Genomic DNA, 18,094 nt, shown 5'->3' with positions numbered 1-18,094 from the left:
ATTTAGTGAATATTTTCAGAATGTACTAATGATTAGGCGACTTCCCGCTTCGTATTTTCGTAATTGAACAAATATTATGAGATAATAATAGAAGTAGACTAAAGGAGTCGGAAGAGATGAGAGAAAACAAGAATAAGCTCCGTAAAGAAGTTAGGTCCCGTTTAATGGAACTGACCAAAGTGGAACATGAAGAACTATCGAGCAGAATCGCTGAAAACTTATTTTCACTGGAGGAATGGAAAAAAGCTAAAACCATTGGCATCACCATCTCCATCCCACCTGAAGTTCCAACGGTACGGATCATTGAACAAGCATGGAGTGAAGGGAAAGAAGTGGCAGTGCCCAAGTGTGACCCTGAAAAAAAGACAATGGAATTCAAAAAGATTTCCTCCTTCAATCAGCTTGAGTCTGTTTATTATGGATTGCTTGAACCAGTGGCTGAAACTGCCAAGGCTCTCAAAGAGGAATTGGACGTATTGATCGTACCCGGACTTGCCTTTACCAAAGAAGGGTATCGCCTAGGCTTTGGGGGTGGCTATTATGACCGCTTCCTCTCATATTACCGAGGTGCTACAATGGCCCTTGCATACGACCTTCAATTTTTGGATGAACTCCCGATAGAGGTTCATGATATAGCGGTAAGCAAACTCATTACCCCTTCCAGGATTTTACGCACGTACGCCCATTAGAAGAAGAAAATTATTAATTATCACTTTTAGCTCATAAAAATCCTTTCCTGTATCAAACTAATGCTAGGAGGGATTGTTATGCTTCGATTAATTATTCAAATCTTCTTGGTTGGTTTAGTGGTTTATGCAGGTTATCAAAACCGGTACCGCCTGATAAATGCTGTGCTTTCTAACGGCATATTGAGAAGATTTCTAGTGACTAAGTCCTTGGACATGCCAATGTTCAGGGATAAAATGATGCAAAGCATGTTCAGTCAGACCAAATGATGATGCCGGCATCTTAAAAAGGAACCTCTCAAGGGTTCCTTTTTTTATAAGGAGGGGGAGAGTGGAGGGGAAAACAGTCTCCTTTTTACTTTTTTCATCATTTCGTCTATAGTTTTAATTATAGAAACAGGAATTTTAGAAGCTTAAGATTCATTGGAAAGTGGGGAAGGCATTGGGATTTAAAGAGGATTATTTGTTTTGGGAAACCATAAGGGAATTGTCGGCCCATTATGATTATCGAATGATCACTGTCACGGAAAACCATCAGGAGATTTGGCTTGAGAGCGATAAGAATAAGGAGTTTCCAGTCATCAGGCTCATTCGACATGATCTGGATTGGGCTAATTGGCTGAAACGTGATATCGGCCGAACACTGCAGAATGGGGAAAGAATCAGGAGGAAATTATACAAAAAGCCCATAAGCATACTAAGTATCTATGTTAGTAAATTTGCCCCGGTCGATGATCATGACTTTAGTTTACAGGTGGCTTCCTTTAAAAAAACGAATGTTAACACGTTTATTCTTACTTGTGAATCATTTCATGATTCGTTGCAAAACCTTGAAAATGTTTTGAAAAAACCACTTTCAATTCAAGTTCTTAAAGAAAATGAAATAGATGAGGAAAAGGTTCTCGCAGTAAAGAAAGAAGCCATCTCGGAGTCAGTCAAAAAGGCGAAGGCTGAGCAGAAAGTATTTCAAAATGCAAATAAGCCATTCTTTACATATATATTTATAGCGATACAAATAGCTATGTTCCTCTTGATGGAGTTTAATGGAGGCAGCACCAACTCCAAGACTTTGATTGAGTTTGGCGCTAAATATTCCCCTTATATCATACAAGGGGAATGGTGGCGGTTCTTTACACCGATGATCATCCATATTGGGTTCATTCATTTACTGATGAATACATTTTCATTGTATTTGATCGGTGCTGAAGTAGAAAGGATTTACGGTAATGCCAGGTTCCTTTTTATCTATATATTCGCAGGTTTCGCTGGAACTCTAGGCAGCTTCATCATGACCCCGAATCTTTCGGCAGGGGCGAGCGGCGCCATTTTTGGCTGTTTTGGGGCCCTTCTGTACTTTGGCATCGTCTATCCAAAATTATTCATGCGCTCGATGGGCTCAACGGTGATCGCGTTAATTATCATTAACCTGATATATGGTTTCACCGTTTCGGGAATTGACAATGCAGGGCATATCGGAGGGTTGGTTGGCGGGTTCTTGGCTGCTGGAGTGGTCCATCTGCCAAAAACCAGGAATCTCTTTCGGCAGCTGGCTTTTTTAATAGGAACTGCGATACTGACCTATGGCATGCTTCAATTTGGTTTTAAACATCAGAGCAGGGCAGCTTTAGATGATAATACCATGGCCATGCTAGCCCAAAAGTATATCGATGATGCAGAAGAAGATAAAGCAGAAGAGATGTTATTCAATTATGTGGATGAAAACCGAGATGCACCGCTATCGCTTTTTATGCTTGGGAATTTATCTTTAGATAAAGACGAGATATACAAAGCAAGGGATTATTATGAAAAAGCGATTGAAAGCAATCCGGATTTGCGTGAAGCGCATTACAATCTGGCCTTAGTCTACATGAATCTCGAATCATTCGACAAGGCTAAGGAGCAAGCTGAAAAGGCTATTGAGCTAGCCCCGGATAAAAAGTCATATATTAAACTGTTGGCAGAAATTGAAAAGCGATTATAACTTTTGACGTAGCATGATTGGGGTACCGTCTTTCAGGGTAAACAAGACAAGTATTTCACCCTGATTCTTCGCCATAAGCAATTGGGGGATGGTGCTTCCTTGTGGACTCACAGTGGATCCATCCTCCTTTTTAATGCCTAACACATAATTTTTATAAAGCCCCTCCCATAGCTTTCCCACAATTTCTTCCCGTTTGAATTGGGGGAAGGAGGAAAGCCATTGATTTTTTTTTGAGGGCAGGTCCGTCAATGAGATGATATTGTACTGATCCAGATTAACTTGAAATGCTTGACCCGCTTTCTCCAAACCATTTTGAACCGTTTGATCAGTCAAACCGTCCAGCGTTTTTTTCCATTGAATCTGTTCTTCTGAAAGGGGACGATGGAAATATTGAAAAGCTGGTGACGTTACTGTATAAAGTTTATCTTTACTGAGCTGCTGTGCACTGGTGAAAATTGTGTCAGCCGGATGAACCTCGGCATAATGAAAAGTTACCGCTTCGTAACGCCCGCTCTCCCTTTCTTTAGATTCCGCTTTTTGAGAGAGTTCTTGTTTATTTTGCCGCCAATTTTTTAAAGCTCCGGCCAATTTTCCATTTTTGTATAAGAGCGATACGTCCTGACGTAAATAAGCAGGCTGGTCCAACGCAGAATTCACCTTCCAAGTGATGGAATAGGTAGAACCCCCGGTACCCTTCGGTGTAAGGTGGGTGGAAGCATGTTCAAAATGGAGCGAGGAATCGATGGGAAAAAAAATAATGGTTTCCTCTGCCTGTCTATTATCTGAAAAGTAAAGGATGACAAAAATGGTGGTTAAGACTAAAAAGACGGTATACTTCAATTGTAGTTTCATTTTTCCCCTCCGTTTTCACGTACGATGAATGATTTTAAAAAATATTAAGTTGTTCCAAATGTTTAAATCAAATCGAGAGAGTCCTCATTAGGCGTTCACATTCTTGATATTTCATCATATGAATAGAGTTGGACATGTATGAGGGGGATGGGTAAAATTATCAAAAGAGGAAATGGACGCTTGTTGTAAAGAGGCTGATTCGATATACTTTCCTATATAAAAGACTAAAGAGGCTAACAATGAAAACATATTATGATCTTCAACAATACTTGAAAAGATTCGGTACATTTATTTATATTGGTGATCGGCTAGCCGAGCTTGAACTGATGGAAGCTGAAATCAGGGAAATCCACCGTATGCAGATGATGGATACGAAAGATTATCAAATGGCAATCCTTTTAATTAGGCAGCAATTGTCTCTTGAAAGGGAAAAAAAGAAAAAAAAATGATAAAAAAGGTGAGAATGATGGAAAAGTGGCTGATGGGTGTAGATTTAGGCGGTACAACTACCAAACTGGCTCTGATCAATTCATACGGAGAGATTATTCATAAATGGGAAATCAGCACGGACATCTCCGAAAAGGGCAAATTCATTACGATTAACATAGCAAAAGCGATTGATGCGAAGCTCGTGGAACTTAATGAACCGAAGAGTAAGATAGTTGGGATAGGAATGGGTGCCCCCGGCCCTGTGAATTTTGTAAGTGGTTCCATATATGAAGCCGTCAATCTAGGCTGGAAAGATTATCCTTTAAAAGATTTATTGGAAGTGGAGACATCTCTCCCTGCGGTGATCGATAATGATGCCAATATGGCAGCTTTGGGAGAAATGTGGAAAGGTGCGGGTAATGGCGCCAAAGACCTCGTTTGTGTCACTTTAGGTACGGGTGTAGGCGGCGGGATCATCCATAATGGGCAAATTGTCCATGGTATTAGTGGTGCTGCTGGAGAAGTGGGCCATATAACGGTCATAACAGACGGCGGGGCGCCGTGCAATTGCGGCAAGACAGGTTGTTTGGAAACGGTCGCTTCAGCAACGGGAATCGTCCGTATGGCTTTAGAGGCCTTGAATAATGCCGATGAAAAGTCAATGCTTCAGCAGAAAGTCGACGAGGGAAATGTGGTTACTTCCAAATTGTTATTCCAATGCGCTGCAGCAGGTGATCCTTTGTCAACGGCTGTGGTAGATAAGGTAGGCAATTACCTAGGGTTAGCACTATCACATCTTGGGAATGTGATGAATCCAGATAAAATCGTCATTGGCGGGGGCGTTTCACAAGCGGGGGACATTCTGCTTGATACTGTCCGTTCTGCCTTTGGAAAGTATGCATTCAAACGGGTTAGTAAATCAACGAAAATCAGCCTGGCAACACTAGGCAATGATGCAGGGGTAATAGGTGCAGCCTGGCTTATCAAAAGCCAATTGAATACTTGATCCGTTGCGTGGCCCTGTGGCAAACAGGGGTATAAGAAAAGTAGATGTAATTTTCAGACAGTTTAACAACTTTAAGGGGCAGGTCCAATCGTTCCTGATTTTGCATTGCGGGAGAGAAGAACCATGACCCATGATTGAAACGCTCTGGTTCATAGCGCCAGCGCTTCTTCAATGAGGAGGGACCAGAAGTGAAAAGGGTCTTCAAAAATCAAGGATACTCATTGTTTTGGGTCCTATTAATATCGCTTTGGCTTAAAACATACATTGCTTATAAAACGAGTTTTGAGATAGATATTGAAAATTGGGTCCAGGAGTTCATATTATTCATCAATCCGGTCAGTTTCCTATTAATTACTCTTAGCGTAAATATATTTTTAAAAGAAAAAAGGCGGACAGCATACTTATTGATCATGAGTTTTTTCATCACCCTTGTCCTGTTTGCCAACCTTGTTTTTTTTCGCTTTTTCAATGACTTTTTAACCATCCCCGTTCTTTTTCAAACGAGCAATATGAGCGACCTTGGAAGCAGTGTACATGAATTGATCAATCCGGGTGACCTTTTGTATTTTGCCGATATTCTTTTCTTGATGCTTTTGGTCAAATACAAACCGAAAATATTCCACGATCGTTCATACAATCCACAGGATCGTAAATTCTTAGTGTTAATGACTTTGGGAGTGACATTCTTTAATTTAGCTTTAGCGGAAGCGGAGCGTCCTGAACTCCTGACACGAACGTTTGACCGCGAAATCCTCGTTAAGAATATTGGTACGTACCATTATCATCTCTATGATGCAATCTTACAGACGAAATCATCAGCTCAACGCGCCCTTGCGGATGGCAGTGAATTGGCGGAAATTGAAAATTATATCCGTTCCAATCAAAAAGCGGTTAATGATGATCTATATGGTCTGGCAAAAGGCAAAAATGTGATTCTTGTATCATTGGAATCCACTCAAAGCTTTGTCATCAATAAAACAGTGAACGGGGAAGAAATCACTCCTTTTCTGAATGAATTCATTAAAGAGAGCTATTATTTCAATAACTTTTATCACCAAACTGGCCAGGGGAAAACATCTGATTCAGAATTCATTATTGAGAATTCCCTTTATCCTTTAGGTAGAGGTGCAGTATTTTTCACGCATTCCCAAAATGAATACAAAGCCACCCCCGAAATCTTAACGGAAAAAGGTTACTATACGGCTTCCTTGCATGCCAATAATAAAAGCTTTTGGAATCGTGACATAATGTACGATTCTCTTGGGTACCAGCGGTTTTATGATAGTGATGATTACAAGGTCTCTGAAAGGAATTCCATCAATTGGGGTTTGAATGATAAATCGTTCTTCAAGCAATCAATTGCTCACTTGAGGGGGATGCCGGAGCCTTTTTATGCCAAATTCATAACGTTAACCAATCATTTCCCATTCACTTTGAATGAAGCAGACCGATCATTGGAACCATACGATTCAAATTCCAAAACCTTGAATCGGTATTTTCCGACCGTACGTTATACGGACGAAGCCTTGGAACGATTTATCGGCGATTTGAAACGTGATGGAATATATGAGAATTCGATTATTGTACTATATGGGGACCATTATGGTATTTCGGAAAATCATAACTCTGCCATGAGCCAGTTCCTGGGTAAGGAAATCACGCCGTTCGAATCCATCCAACTTCAGCGTGTCCCGCTGATCATACATGTCCCCGGACAGAAGGGAAAAACGATTTCCACCGTTTCCGGCCAAATTGATGTAAGGCCGACACTCCTGCATTTATTGGGCGTTGAAAATGATGATTATATCGAATTCGGCAAAGATTTATTTTCCGAAGAGAAAATAGAATTCACCGTTCTTCGCGATAGCAGCTTCATCACGAAGGATCATCTGTATACGATGGATACCTGCTATGATAAAAAGACCGGAACGGCAACGGACAAGAGTCCATGTGAGAAGTATTTAGAAAAGGCGAAGCAGGAACTTAATTACTCCGATAAAATAATATATGGCGACTTGCTTCGATTTTATGAGCAACGTTGAAAATGGAAACCTGGCTAATCCAGGTTTTTTTGTTTTTGTGAGGAGAAATAAAGGAGGATCACCATTCAATTTGAGACACGGGAGACTTCCTGAACATCTTTCGGCCTTTCGTTTCATAAAGATTAAACAATGAAAGGGGCGGAGGCTGAATGAAAGTCGTAAGCAGAAGCGGGGATGATTTGGCATATTATAGTCAATTGTTCCAAATTCCACGTGTCTTGATTGAGGATGCAAATCCCTCCATTACGGGAGAGATTTTGCCAAATGGCATGGAGGTGCAAATACCGGGGTTCGTTATTCAAGAAGAGTCCCGGCTAGATATCGATTTTTCCGATATCGCTTTACAGTCTCAATTGCCAATCGATGCGATATTGTTGTTGAATCAAGGTGAACAAAAACCATTTTCCGTACCCGTCAGAGTCATGCATCCCATGCTTGTCACCGAAAAGCCATATGATTATCAAACACTTCTTGACGACCTTGATATTCTTTCTTTTCATTATCCCTTCATAAAAGTTGAATCGATTGGGAGGAGTGTATTAGGAAAAGAACTTCTTGAGGTGAGGGTCGGTAAAGGTGATAAGCTCATACATTATAATGGTTCATTTCATGCAAATGAATGGATCACATCGGCGGTCTTGATGAAATGGCTGAATGATTTGCTGTTGGCAGTAACGAATGATCGTACATTATGCGGAATGGATTGTATGCCTTTCTATCGGGAAGTTACTATTTCGATGGTTCCAATGGTGAATCCTGATGGAGTCGAGCTAGTCCTAAAGGGGGAGGAGGCGGCAGAGGGGAAATTTGATGTATTAAAAATGAATAATGGTAATCCTGCCTTTTATGCTTGGAAAGCCAATATCCGTGGTGTAGACCTGAATAATCAATATCCGGCCAATTGGGAGATAGAAAAGCAAAGGAAAATTCCTAAAGCCCCTGCTCCGAGGGATTATCCAGGAGAGACCGCTTTATCAGAGCCAGAAGCATTGGCCATGAAGGAGCTGGCAAAAAGACGGAATTTTGAAAGAGTGCTAGCACTTCACACACAGGGAAAGGAATTTTATTGGGGATATGAAGGACATGAACCTGAACAGGCGGCGAATGTTGCAAGGGAGTTTGAGAAGTGCAGCGGATATCGGGCGGTTCAATACATTGACAGCCATGCTGGGTATAAAGATTGGTTCATTCAGGAATTTAAACGTGGCGGGTTCACAATTGAGCTCGGAAAAGGCATCAATCCACTTCCCTTATCCCATTTACCTGGTATATATAAAGATACTGTTAAGATTTTGATGGCAGGCTTGTATATGTGATGACATTTTTCTAATATAATTCCAAAAAAATACAAGGTAATTAATCGCCACTTTTTCTCTTTTTTACTTTATAATGAAAGTCGTAAGGGTTCGATTGGTAATCCTTACTCTCTTTCTAATGTCTCGCTCACATATGCCAGGCGTTTATTTTTGAAGTGGGAGGTGTGTGGGGATTAAAGTATCAAAAGCAGCACTTTGTATGCGGCTTTCCATCTGTAAGATGTTGTGTTTCATCCCATTATTTATCTCCACTATCCTTCTTATCACGGCTTGTGAGCCTTCCAAGGACCTTAGTAAACCCGTAAATGATACGGAAAAAGAACACTCCCAATCTAAACTGGAAACTTCAGTAAGCAATTTAAAGGTCCCGACTGCAGAAACGGAAAAAATCGAAGCCATTTATGGATGGCTGGATTCTAAAACCATTTTATATTCTGTGAAGCGGAATGGTAGTAAAATACCCCAGTTGATGGTATGGAATTTGGAGACGAATGACACTTCCGTTTTCTATCAGCCGGCTTTTGCGTTTTCCGAAGTATCAATCAGTCCGTCTGGTACGCATATTTTGGTATCGTCCTTCACATCTTCGGGGAAAGCATCAATCACAATACTTGATAAAACAGGAAATCCGCTTTATTCGGTTTCAATCCCAGCTTATGAATTAGCTTATGAGTGGAATTCATATCAAGATGGCATGTTGTTTTTATCGAGTTTTTATGAAGACTGGACATACAGCAGCTATGTGTTGAATCCAGATGATCAAACGATGGAAACATTGGACTTTCCGCAGCCCTTTGCACAATGGGCAGGCGAAAAGGAATTGATGTTTCTCGATTGGGATAAGGAAGAACCTGCTTTGACGGCTCCCTTAGAAAGAAAGGCGCTAAATGGTGACGGGGCGGACAGCCTTATGCTCGATGTCATTCACTTTAAAAAAATGAAACAAGCGCTGATGACGATTCAAGTGGAGACAGAAAAACAAGATCGGGGTACATATGCCTTTTATGATTCAACAAACAAGCCGATCCACTCTTTTTCCGTGCCACTATTGAAAAGCTTTTCAGATTGGGTGATTCCATCTTATGATATCATTGAAAAAAATAAGGAATTCATAACGTTTATTCCTAATGAATCAAAAGATGCAGACCAATATGAGGGAAGGTTTACCTTAACTAAATTTAATTGGGCAAAAGGCACACAAGAAGAATTGATGAAGGACATGGAAAATGAACCATTAAGCTGTTCGCTTGATGGCAACCTCTGCTTATATGGATATCAATTTGAGAAAATCATTGATATGAAAACCCATCAAATACAAAGATTGTTCAAACAAACATAATGACCTAAAAACAAAAGCTCGCCGGATGGCGAGCTTTCAGACTGTAGACAAACTCGAGGAAAATCGAGTTTGTCTATTTTTTATGAGTTGTACAATTTGGCCGTTGATTGGAACGTAGGGCACTCGCTTTCCGCGGGCGGTCGGGGAGCCTCCTCGGCTTTCGCCTGCGGGGTCTCCCCTAGACGCGCTTTTCCCGCAGGAGTCTCGTACCTTCCGTTCCAATCAACTTTGTCTTATCTTTTAGATAAACACTTTTGCCCTGAGTCGCTTTTGTTTTAAAATAGAAGTATTAAAACTTGAGGTGATGAGGATGCTTTCGAAACATGACTCTATTCAGCGAGATCAACTTGAAATGATTACGTTAGATCAACTGGTGCCACCGAACCATTTGGTTCGTAAACTAGAGGCTGCCATTGACTTCACTTTCATTTATGACTTGGTGAAAGAGATGTATTCAGAGGTAGGACGCCCAAGTATTGATCCAGTTATTTTAGTTAAACTGACATTCATTCAATATACCTTCGGTATTCGTTCCATGCGTAAAACAATTGAAGAAGTTGAAACGAATATGGCTTACCGTTGGTTCTTAGGCTATGGTTTCCATGATAAAGTGCCTCACTTCTCAACATTCGGGAAAAATTACGAGCGACGCTTTAAAGATACTGACCTGTTTGAACAGATTTTCTATCGCATCTTAATGACAGCTTCCGAAAGAAAGTTAATAAGTGCTGAGCATGTATTCGTTGATTCCACTCATGTGAAAGCCAGTGCAAATAAGCGAAAGTTCGCAAAGAAAGTCGTTCGCAAGGAAACACGAGCGTATCAAGAACGCCTTCAAGAAGAAATAAATCAAGATCGTGAAAACCATGGAAAGAAACCTTTTCCACCAGATAAATTTGATAAGGAAGAAACCAAAGAGATTAAAGAAAATACAACAGATCCTGAGAGTGGTTACTATGTGAAAGATGAACGGACAAAACAGTTTGCCTATTCATTTCACACGGCTGCAGACCGCAATGGTTTTGTGCTAGGAACGATTGTAACACCTGGAAATACGCATGATAGCCATATGTTAGAGCCACTGGTTGAACAAGTGATTGAGAAAGTTGGAAAGCCTGAAGCCGTTGCCGCAGATGCAGCTTATAAAACACCAGCCATTACAAGCTACCTTTTTGACAAAGAAATCACACCGGCTTTACCCTATACACGGCCTCGAACAAAAGAAGGATTCTTCCGCAAACATGATTATGTTTACGATGAACATTTTGACTGTTACCTTTGCCCATCGGGCGAGATTTTAAAGTACTCAACAACAAATAAAGAGGGATATCGTGAGTACAAATCTCCCAAACACATTTGTAAGACATGTTCATTTTTAGCACAGTGTACAGAAAGCAAAGACCATCAAAAAGTGGTGACGCGCCATATCTGGCAAGAAAATATGGAAGAAGCAGATCACCTGCGTCATCATCAAGATGTAAAACCTATCTATGCGAAACGCAAGGAAACGATTGAGCGTGTATTCGCAGATGCAAAAGAAAAGCATGGTATGCGTTGGACTACTTTAAGGGGACAAAAATTGTCGATGCAGGCGATGCTTACGTTCGCTGCCATGAATTTAAAGAAGATGGCCAATTGGACATGGCAAGGTCCAAAAATGACCTAACATAGTGGGCTCGTAGAGACCCAAGCTCTTAATCTTGAGCAAAATTCCAAGAAAATATCAAAAGGGGTTCGGAATTAAAACATTCCGAACCCCTTTTGTCGACAAACTGAAAGCTCGCCGGATGGCGAGCTTTTTCTTTAATGGGCAACAGGAAAACCGCTGTTGATGACAGTCATGACAGTGAACCAGCCAAACACGACTGCACTGCCGGCTGCAAAAATGAATCCTAAGAAGTTTCTCTTTTTTAAAGTGGTAAATACAGCTGCCAGCCCTAAGATAGCCACAAGTCCGAAAACAACCATTAATATCATATCAAAACCCCCTTTTTCGTAATGAATACCTAATCTCTAATAATATACCCAGAGAATAAAGCAACTACCAAAAATATGTAGAAAAGATTGCATTTGTTAATATCTTAATATTTTTTTAATTATTTGTCGAGGTTTAAAAGGTGATACTTCTATGACTTGAGTAAACTGGATTAACATTAGTGCGTGAATTGGTGTAAGATGTAGATAGAAAATCATATTGGAGTGATGGAAATGAAATGGACACAAATTCCTCTAGGACCGCTGCAAACGAATTGTTATGTAGTTTCCAATGGACAGGATTGCATCATTTTCGATCCGGGTGAAGAGCCTCAGAAAATCATACAGTACATACAGACAAAAAAATTAAAGCCTTTAGCGATTTTATTGACGCATGCACATTTTGACCATATCGGTGCCCTTGATGCTATTCGGGATTATTATGAGATCCCAGCATATATTCACGAAAAAGAGGCTAAGTGGCTGCTTGATCCCGCTTTGAATGGTTCCCAAAACTGGTTCCCTGAAAATCCAATGCGAATGAAGCCTGCCGATCATATCCTGGCAAATGAGCAGGAACTTACTATTGGTGGATTCACTTTTGAAGTATTCGAAACCCCCGGACACTCTCCAGGGAGCGTTTCGTATTATGTGAAGGAGGAACGTCTCCTCTTTTCAGGGGACGTCTTGTTCCAGGGAAGCGTTGGCAGAACTGATTTAATAGGCGGAAGCGAGGCAGTGCTGTTGAAAAGCATTGATACGAAGCTGCTGACACTTCCTGATGATGCCATCGTTTTTCCCGGTCATGGGCCTGTCACGACCATTTTAGATGAAAAGAATACCAATCCCTTTTTGAGATAATGACTATTACAGGTGCCATAGATGGCACCTGTTTTATTTTAAGTCCTTAGAATGTAAAAATATTGAAATCGATCATTACCGGTACTATACTGAATATAAAAAACATTTTGTCTCTTTTCGTGATTTGGGAATGGCGGGTGATGAAAAGGCTCACGGGAATTTTAGGGCCTTCCTGGGAGTGGAATATTTCTTACTTTGAAAAATGCCTATTTTAAAGGGGAAACATTCATTGATAATGGTGACCTTTTATGAACGTTGTCATGAAAAATTGAACATTTTATGAACTTTAAATATATAGTATGAATTAATAGAGACGGAGGCATTATGTTGAAAGATCACTTGAAGGAATTGATTGCAAGCAGCCCCCAAAAGGGAATTTCCTATCATGATTATATGGATGCTGTTTTGTATACACCAAATATAGGGTACTATGTGCGTCAAAAAAAGAAGATTGGCTCAAAAGGGGATTTTTATACGTCCGGTAATGTTGGGGATGCATTTGGGAGGTCACTGGCCAGATGGTTCGTTTATTTGATAAAAATGTGCGGAGTATCGCCAAGAATCATCGAAGTAGGCGCAGGAGACGGTAAGTTGGCTTATGATATCCTCGTTTTCATTAAAGAAACGGAACCGCTGATATGGGAATCTCTGACTTATATCCTTGTGGATGGCAGTCCGTATCACAGAAAGATTCAGCAAGAACGTGTGGGGATGTTCAAACAGGCAGTTTCTGCTGCCAGTTTAGAAAATTGGACGAATGTAAATGGAATCGTCTTTTCAAACGAACTTTTCGATGCTTTGCCTGTACATGTCATTGAAAAGTATGAGGGGGCCCTTGTAGAGATATTCGTCACTGAAAAGGCAGGTCATTTGGTAGAAGTGAGGGAACCATTGGTCAACCCTGACATACTCGCTTACCTTACAGATCGGGCTATCACGTTAATTGAAAAACAACGATACGAAGTTCCGCTAAAAATGGTCCAGGAATATGAGAAGATCGTTTCCCGTATCCAATCGGGTATTCTCCTTACAATTGATTATGGTTATACCGAAAGGGAATGGAAGGAGCCAGCTCATCTTCAAGGGAGCTTGAGGGGCTATTATCAGCATGAAATGATTAAAGATGCACTTATGTATCCAGGTGATATGGATTTGACGACACATATCCATTTTGACACATTAATTGAAATTGGAAAAAGAAGGGGATTTTTTGATCAGGGGCTTTATATTCAAAATGAATTCCTGCTTAAAACGGGGATCCTTGAGGAATTGAAGGACCACAAAGAGACTGATCCATTTTCCGAGACGGCGAAGCGTAACCGTGCAATTCGGGGGCTAATCTTTCCAGGGGGATATAGTGAACATTTCAGAGTGTTGCTTCAATCGAAGAATTTAGCTGAAGAAGCAAGGATCCTTCCTGAATGAGGACAGGTAAAAACCCATGAATTCAAAATTCATGGGTTATGTAATATTGCTTGTTCTTAATGGGCAGTACCCGGAGTCATCATAAATACGCTCCAGTAGGAAAATCCTGCAAAGAAAACGGTAAGATAGGCGCCGAAAACATAAATATACATGCGCTCAGATAATTTCAAATAACTTAAAAGTACAAAAAAGCCGGTTTGTGCAAAGAAAAGTAAAGACGTTTGATGCATATGGCCAAGATAAAAGAAAATTGCCATAATCCCTGTCCAAAATCCACATACTCTGAACATGCGTTCCATCCGAATCCCTCCTTATGTCTAGTCGTGTACATTCTAAATAATTATAAATGAAATTGTAAGGTAATGTAAAGGATGCCTTTTGTTTCTATGTGAGAACCGATGCCTGATAAGAGCACGTTGTGCAATTAGACATCATATTTTCCAATTCCACAATATTGACATTGTCAAACAAGGCTTCGAACATACCTTTTAAAAATGAATTGTGCATGGAACAGATTGTACCTGGCTCTACTTCGGTAACTTCCTTAAATGGGCAATTGAAGATACGAAAGTATATTTTATTTTCTTCTTCGCTAGCTTGTATTTCGGGTGATAACCCAGCAATGGTGGCAGCATTTTTAAGCATGTTGACTCTTTCCGCAAAAGCAAGTCTATCAATCGGCGTTGAGTTCAATGCTAGTTGCTGATTGATCAATTCCTCTCCGAATACTTTTCCCGTTTCATAAAGAGCTTGTTTTCCTTGTTCCCCTAATTTCATCATCGTCTGGATTGCAATCCTTGAAAGCAGTTGATAGTCCCTATATGGGAAATGAAGCTGAATGACTTTATCAGACAAACGATAAAGTCTGCTAGGGCGGCCGCCTTTCCCTGTCTTACGGGCATCCGATGTCAACAAATCCACATCCTCAAGTTTTGACAAATGTAGGCGGGCAACATTTGGATGGATTTTAAAGGAATCGGCGATTTGCTGTACGGATACATCCCCATGATTGTCCACAATATGTTGGTATATATAATATCTGGTGGGATCTGCTAACACGTTTGTTATTTTTAACGTTTGTTCCATTATTTCCTCCTGCGGTTCCATAGTTTAACTATGTTCATTATAATGCAGGCAGAAAAAAATGGAATAAAAGATATGGCAAACTCCCCTTAGTTTAAAAAAAATTCACAATTTAAACGGTCATATAAGGTAAATGGATGTACAATAATTATACAAATATTATACAATCGTTATAAAGATTATAAATATATACAAAATGTGAACGGGGAGGATTAGTATGGAACAGTTAACTTTCTTTTCGTACCCAAGTTGTACATCTTGCCGAAAAACAAAAAAATGGTTAAAAGCCAATCATGTTTCCTTCGATGAGCGACATTTATTCAGAGAGACTCCAACAGAAGCAGAATTAAAAAGAATTCTTGAATTGACAACGGAAGGACTTGATGAAGTCTTAGCAACAAGAAGTGAAGCTTACAAAAGCTTACATGTTAATATTGACGAAATGATGCTTTCTGATGTCATCCAATTATTAACAAAAGAACCGAAGTTATTAAGAAGACCCATCCTCATCGACGGGAAAAAACTGGTGATTGGTCATAATGAGGACGCATTAAGAAATTTGGTTTCACAAAGGCTTGATTTGAAAATGAGCATGTAAATCGATTCTCGAAATTTTTTCGAGGATTTTTTTATTCTTAAGCAGGAATTTGTCGTGGATTGTCGAATTCATCAACAAGAAACATAGGAGGTGATGAATGTTTTGATATCAATTGAAAAGACCGCAGAAAAAATACTTACCAGTGCCATACGGTCATCGGCTTCGGATATCCACATTTTTTTTCGCAGGGAGGGGCCCCTCATCCAATTCAGGATAGACAATAAGCTCGTTCCTCAGGAAACCATATCATTCTTTGAAGCTGAAAGGCTGATAGCCCATTTGAAGTTCCTTGCCGCAATGGATATAGGCGAGAAAAGGAGGCCACAGAGTGGTGCTATCACCATCAATTTGGCTAACCAAGTGGTTGGACTCCGCCTTTCCACTTTACCCACTGCCTATCTTGAAAGCTTGGTCATCCGCTTAATTCCCCAACAGAATATCCTTCCTCTAGAACAGTTATCCTTATTTCCAAACACCGTTCAAAAATTGATTGCACTTTTGAAGCATTCCCATGGCATGCTCATATTTACCGGTCCAACGTGTTGAGAACTCAGGGACTACGAGGTATAATTGACATATGAAAACTTTAAGGAGTGTCGTTATACCGATGATTACCAATGAAAACATCAAGCACGTGGCGGTTTATTTGCGGTTATCTCGTGATGAAGAAAATCGAGGCATTGAGGAAATGCTCGCGAGCCACAAACATACATTAACGGAGCTTTGCAAACAAAATAAGTGGTCATTCGAAACTTTTGAGGAAATAGCATCGAGTAAAACGATTGAAAAACGAGATAAAATGGTGGAATTGTTGGAAAGGATACCGCAAAATCATTTTGATGCTGTTGTGGTAATGGATATTGACCGCTTATCAAGGAATGAGTTTGATTCCTCAGATATTAAAAGAATATTATTCACCTCAGGCACTTCAATCGTCACACCTTCAAAATTTTACAACCTATCCAAGGACGAAGATAATTTGCTTTTGGGAATTCAATCGTTGGTGGCTGCCCAAGAATATAAGCAAATTTTAAAACGTATGCAACAAGGGAAGTTGTACGCAAGTAAACAAGGTCAATGGATGAATGGTATTCCTCCTTTGGGCTATGATAAAAACCCAAAAACGAAAAAGTTAGAGCCAAATGATAAAGCGGATGATGTGAAATTTATTTTTAATTCTATAGTTGAAGGTAAAACAGTATCCGATGTTTACCACCAATTAAATGAAATGGGTGTTAAGACCCGAACAAATGGCAAATTCTTTTTCAACTCCATAGTACGAATTGTAAATAATGAAGCTTATAAAGGAACAATCATTAGTAACCGAACAATAGGCAGGCACGAAGCAATTCGTCCAAAAGAAGAATGGATAGTTGTTGAAAACGCTCATCCAGCAATTATTGATGAAGCTATTTGGAAGAAAGCTAATACGATTGTTAATACATATTCTTTTTCCGCTCCGAAAAGTAAAAACAAGATATATCCAACCACTAAGCTAATTTTTTGTGGTAATTGCGGAAAACTCCAGGGTTGTAATGTTGCACAAAGTGGGAAAACTTATATAAAAATTTGTGTTGTTTGTAAAAACAGGACATTTCAATATAATCCTGTGTTAAAAATCATAAAAGGGGAAATAGCGAAATATCGTCAGGACGTACTGGCTTCGATTGTAGGCGTGAAAGAAAGTAATATAGACAATGATACGGATTACAAAAGAAAACAACTAGAAGCGCAAGTGCGCAAATCTACGCAGGCATTAGACAACATTGAGATACTTTTTGAAGAAAGTGAAATAAATCTTCAGCAATATCGCGAGAGAAAAGCAAAAAGAAAAGCACAGCTGGAACAATTAAATCTGGAGCTTGAAAAACTGGAGCAAGGAACTCCGAAAGACCGAATAACTGATTTATCAGAAGTGTTGAAGCAAGTTGATTATTTGCTAGGTAACTGGCAGTGTCTTGACGGAGAAGGTTTAACAGATGAAGAAGTTAATCGGAGCTTACACTTTATTATTGAACGAATCGAATGGACATATAGCAAAACTGACGAAGAGCCATCGCTAGAAGTAATATACAAAATGGGATAACCTTTAAACAACCGTAGCGTCATGAGCTACGGTTTATTTGTTTATAAGGATTAATTAAAACGTAAAAACCATTAACTTGTTGAGCAAATGGTTTTTATTTTATTTAAATCAAATCAATGTCCAAAGGAATGAACTGTTTTTCCCATTGTTGAACCAACGAACGTTGACTTTTCCATTCTTTGTAACCATTCGCTATTCGAAATGTATTTATTTGTCTGAAACATTCGGCTTGAGAACCTCCATTAAACATTTGGAACTCATAAATGAATTTTCTCATAATATACATTTCTTTTTCTTTTTTTGACTTATCTTTAAAGAAAATTACTTCTTTCTTTGTCAAAACTACATTCATTGGTTCTTCATCGTTTATGCTGAATACTTGTAGCTCCATTTGATTGCCTCCGTTATTTCAAATT

19 protein-coding genes are annotated in these 18,094 nt (G+C 39.7%); 14 read left to right on the top strand and 5 right to left on the bottom strand.

Annotation, left to right across the window (positions count from 1 at the left end; genetic code table 11):
- Positions 1-116 precede the first annotated feature (116 nt).
- The 3 genes from UP17_RS16490 (at position 117) to UP17_RS16480 (ending at position 2,667) form a co-directional block, all read left to right on the top strand.
- Complete coding sequence (locus UP17_RS16490) at positions 117-689, top strand: 5-formyltetrahydrofolate cyclo-ligase (RefSeq protein ID WP_061464063.1); 573 nt, start codon at positions 117-119, stop codon at positions 687-689.
- Between the two features lie 78 nt (positions 690-767).
- Positions 768-956 carry a hypothetical protein gene (locus UP17_RS16485; RefSeq protein WP_061464062.1) on the top strand — a complete coding sequence of 63 codons (189 nt, stop codon included), beginning with the start codon at positions 768-770 and terminating at the stop codon, positions 954-956.
- Between the two features lie 172 nt (positions 957-1,128).
- On the top strand, positions 1,129-2,667 hold the full coding sequence (locus UP17_RS16480; protein ID WP_061464061.1) for a rhomboid family protein: 1,539 nt from the start codon (positions 1,129-1,131) through the stop codon (positions 2,665-2,667).
- Here the strand turns inward: UP17_RS16480 and UP17_RS16475 are convergent.
- Positions 2,662-3,519, bottom strand: a complete 858-nt coding sequence (locus UP17_RS16475) for a hypothetical protein (RefSeq protein ID WP_061464060.1) — start codon at positions 3,517-3,519, stop codon at positions 2,662-2,664. The genes UP17_RS16480 and UP17_RS16475 overlap by 6 nt on opposite strands.
- 239 nt (positions 3,520-3,758) lie before the next feature.
- Between UP17_RS16475 and UP17_RS16470 the strand changes: the two genes are divergently transcribed.
- From UP17_RS16470 to UP17_RS16445, 6 genes are all read left to right on the top strand, one after another.
- On the top strand, positions 3,759-3,968 hold the full coding sequence (locus UP17_RS16470) for a YqgQ family protein (RefSeq protein WP_061464059.1): 210 nt from the start codon (positions 3,759-3,761) through the stop codon (positions 3,966-3,968).
- A 14-nt stretch (positions 3,969-3,982) separates the two neighbouring features.
- A complete protein-coding gene (locus UP17_RS16465) occupies positions 3,983-4,954 on the top strand; it encodes an ROK family glucokinase (protein ID WP_061466146.1) in 972 nt (323 codons plus the stop codon).
- 188 nt (positions 4,955-5,142) lie between these two features.
- The gene (locus UP17_RS16460; protein WP_061464058.1) at positions 5,143-6,996 is read left to right on the top strand and encodes an LTA synthase family protein; all 1,854 of its coding nucleotides are present in this window, start codon (positions 5,143-5,145) and stop codon (positions 6,994-6,996) included.
- Between the two features lie 149 nt (positions 6,997-7,145).
- Positions 7,146-8,312, top strand: coding sequence for a M14 family metallopeptidase (locus UP17_RS16455; RefSeq protein WP_061464057.1), 1,167 nt, complete (start codon positions 7,146-7,148; stop codon positions 8,310-8,312).
- Between the two features lie 166 nt (positions 8,313-8,478).
- Positions 8,479-9,651, top strand: coding sequence for a YqgU-like beta propeller domain-containing protein (locus tag UP17_RS16450; protein ID WP_061464056.1), 1,173 nt, complete (start codon positions 8,479-8,481; stop codon positions 9,649-9,651).
- A gap of 310 nt (positions 9,652-9,961) precedes the next feature.
- Entirely contained in the window at positions 9,962-11,317 is a 1,356-nt protein-coding gene (locus tag UP17_RS16445) for an IS1182 family transposase (RefSeq protein ID WP_061464055.1), read from the top strand.
- Between the two features lie 137 nt (positions 11,318-11,454).
- Here UP17_RS16445 and UP17_RS26775 read toward each other — a convergent pair whose 3' ends face one another.
- A complete protein-coding gene (locus tag UP17_RS26775) occupies positions 11,455-11,628 on the bottom strand; it encodes a DUF2759 domain-containing protein (RefSeq protein ID WP_081108857.1) in 174 nt (57 codons plus the stop codon).
- A 231-nt stretch (positions 11,629-11,859) separates the two neighbouring features.
- On the opposite strand from UP17_RS26775, the gene UP17_RS16440 reads away from it, so the two are divergent.
- Complete coding sequence (locus UP17_RS16440; RefSeq protein ID WP_061464054.1) at positions 11,860-12,486, top strand: MBL fold metallo-hydrolase; 627 nt, start codon at positions 11,860-11,862, stop codon at positions 12,484-12,486.
- A 324-nt stretch (positions 12,487-12,810) separates the two neighbouring features.
- Positions 12,811-13,911, top strand: a complete 1,101-nt coding sequence (locus UP17_RS16435; RefSeq protein WP_061464053.1) for a class I SAM-dependent methyltransferase — start codon at positions 12,811-12,813, stop codon at positions 13,909-13,911.
- A 56-nt stretch (positions 13,912-13,967) separates the two neighbouring features.
- On the opposite strand, the gene UP17_RS16430 is transcribed toward UP17_RS16435, so the two are convergent.
- Both UP17_RS16430 and UP17_RS16425 read right to left on the bottom strand, forming a co-directional pair.
- On the bottom strand, positions 13,968-14,210 hold the full coding sequence (locus UP17_RS16430; protein WP_053346950.1) for a DUF2626 domain-containing protein: 243 nt from the start codon (positions 14,208-14,210) through the stop codon (positions 13,968-13,970).
- Positions 14,211-14,295: 85 nt separating this feature from the next.
- Positions 14,296-14,997, bottom strand: coding sequence for a helix-turn-helix transcriptional regulator (locus tag UP17_RS16425; protein WP_061464052.1), 702 nt, complete (start codon positions 14,995-14,997; stop codon positions 14,296-14,298).
- A gap of 214 nt (positions 14,998-15,211) precedes the next feature.
- On the opposite strand from UP17_RS16425, the gene UP17_RS16420 reads away from it, so the two are divergent.
- The 3 genes from UP17_RS16420 (at position 15,212) to UP17_RS16410 (ending at position 17,678) form a co-directional block, all read left to right on the top strand.
- Positions 15,212-15,592 (top strand): Spx/MgsR family RNA polymerase-binding regulatory protein, encoded by a 381-nt coding sequence (locus tag UP17_RS16420; protein ID WP_061464051.1) that lies wholly within the window; start codon positions 15,212-15,214, stop codon positions 15,590-15,592.
- Positions 15,593-15,694: 102 nt separating this feature from the next.
- Positions 15,695-16,138 carry an ATPase, T2SS/T4P/T4SS family gene (locus tag UP17_RS16415; protein ID WP_208857025.1) on the top strand — a complete coding sequence of 148 codons (444 nt, stop codon included), beginning with the start codon at positions 15,695-15,697 and terminating at the stop codon, positions 16,136-16,138.
- A gap of 61 nt (positions 16,139-16,199) precedes the next feature.
- Positions 16,200-17,678: a recombinase family protein gene (locus UP17_RS16410; RefSeq protein ID WP_061464049.1), complete on the top strand. Its 1,479-nt coding sequence runs from the start codon at positions 16,200-16,202 to the stop codon at positions 17,676-17,678.
- Between the two features lie 103 nt (positions 17,679-17,781).
- Here UP17_RS16410 and UP17_RS28930 read toward each other — a convergent pair whose 3' ends face one another.
- Positions 17,782-18,069 (bottom strand): hypothetical protein, encoded by a 288-nt coding sequence (locus UP17_RS28930; RefSeq protein ID WP_250211686.1) that lies wholly within the window; start codon positions 18,067-18,069, stop codon positions 17,782-17,784.
- Between the last annotated feature and the right edge of the window lie 25 nt (positions 18,070-18,094).

It is taken from the genome of Peribacillus simplex, from assembly GCF_001578185.1.
In the GTDB taxonomy this organism is placed as follows: domain Bacteria; phylum Bacillota; class Bacilli; order Bacillales; family DSM-1321; genus Peribacillus; species Peribacillus simplex_A.
Note: the sequence above shows the minus strand (reverse complement) of the source record. Positions and strands in the feature narration are given on the sequence as shown.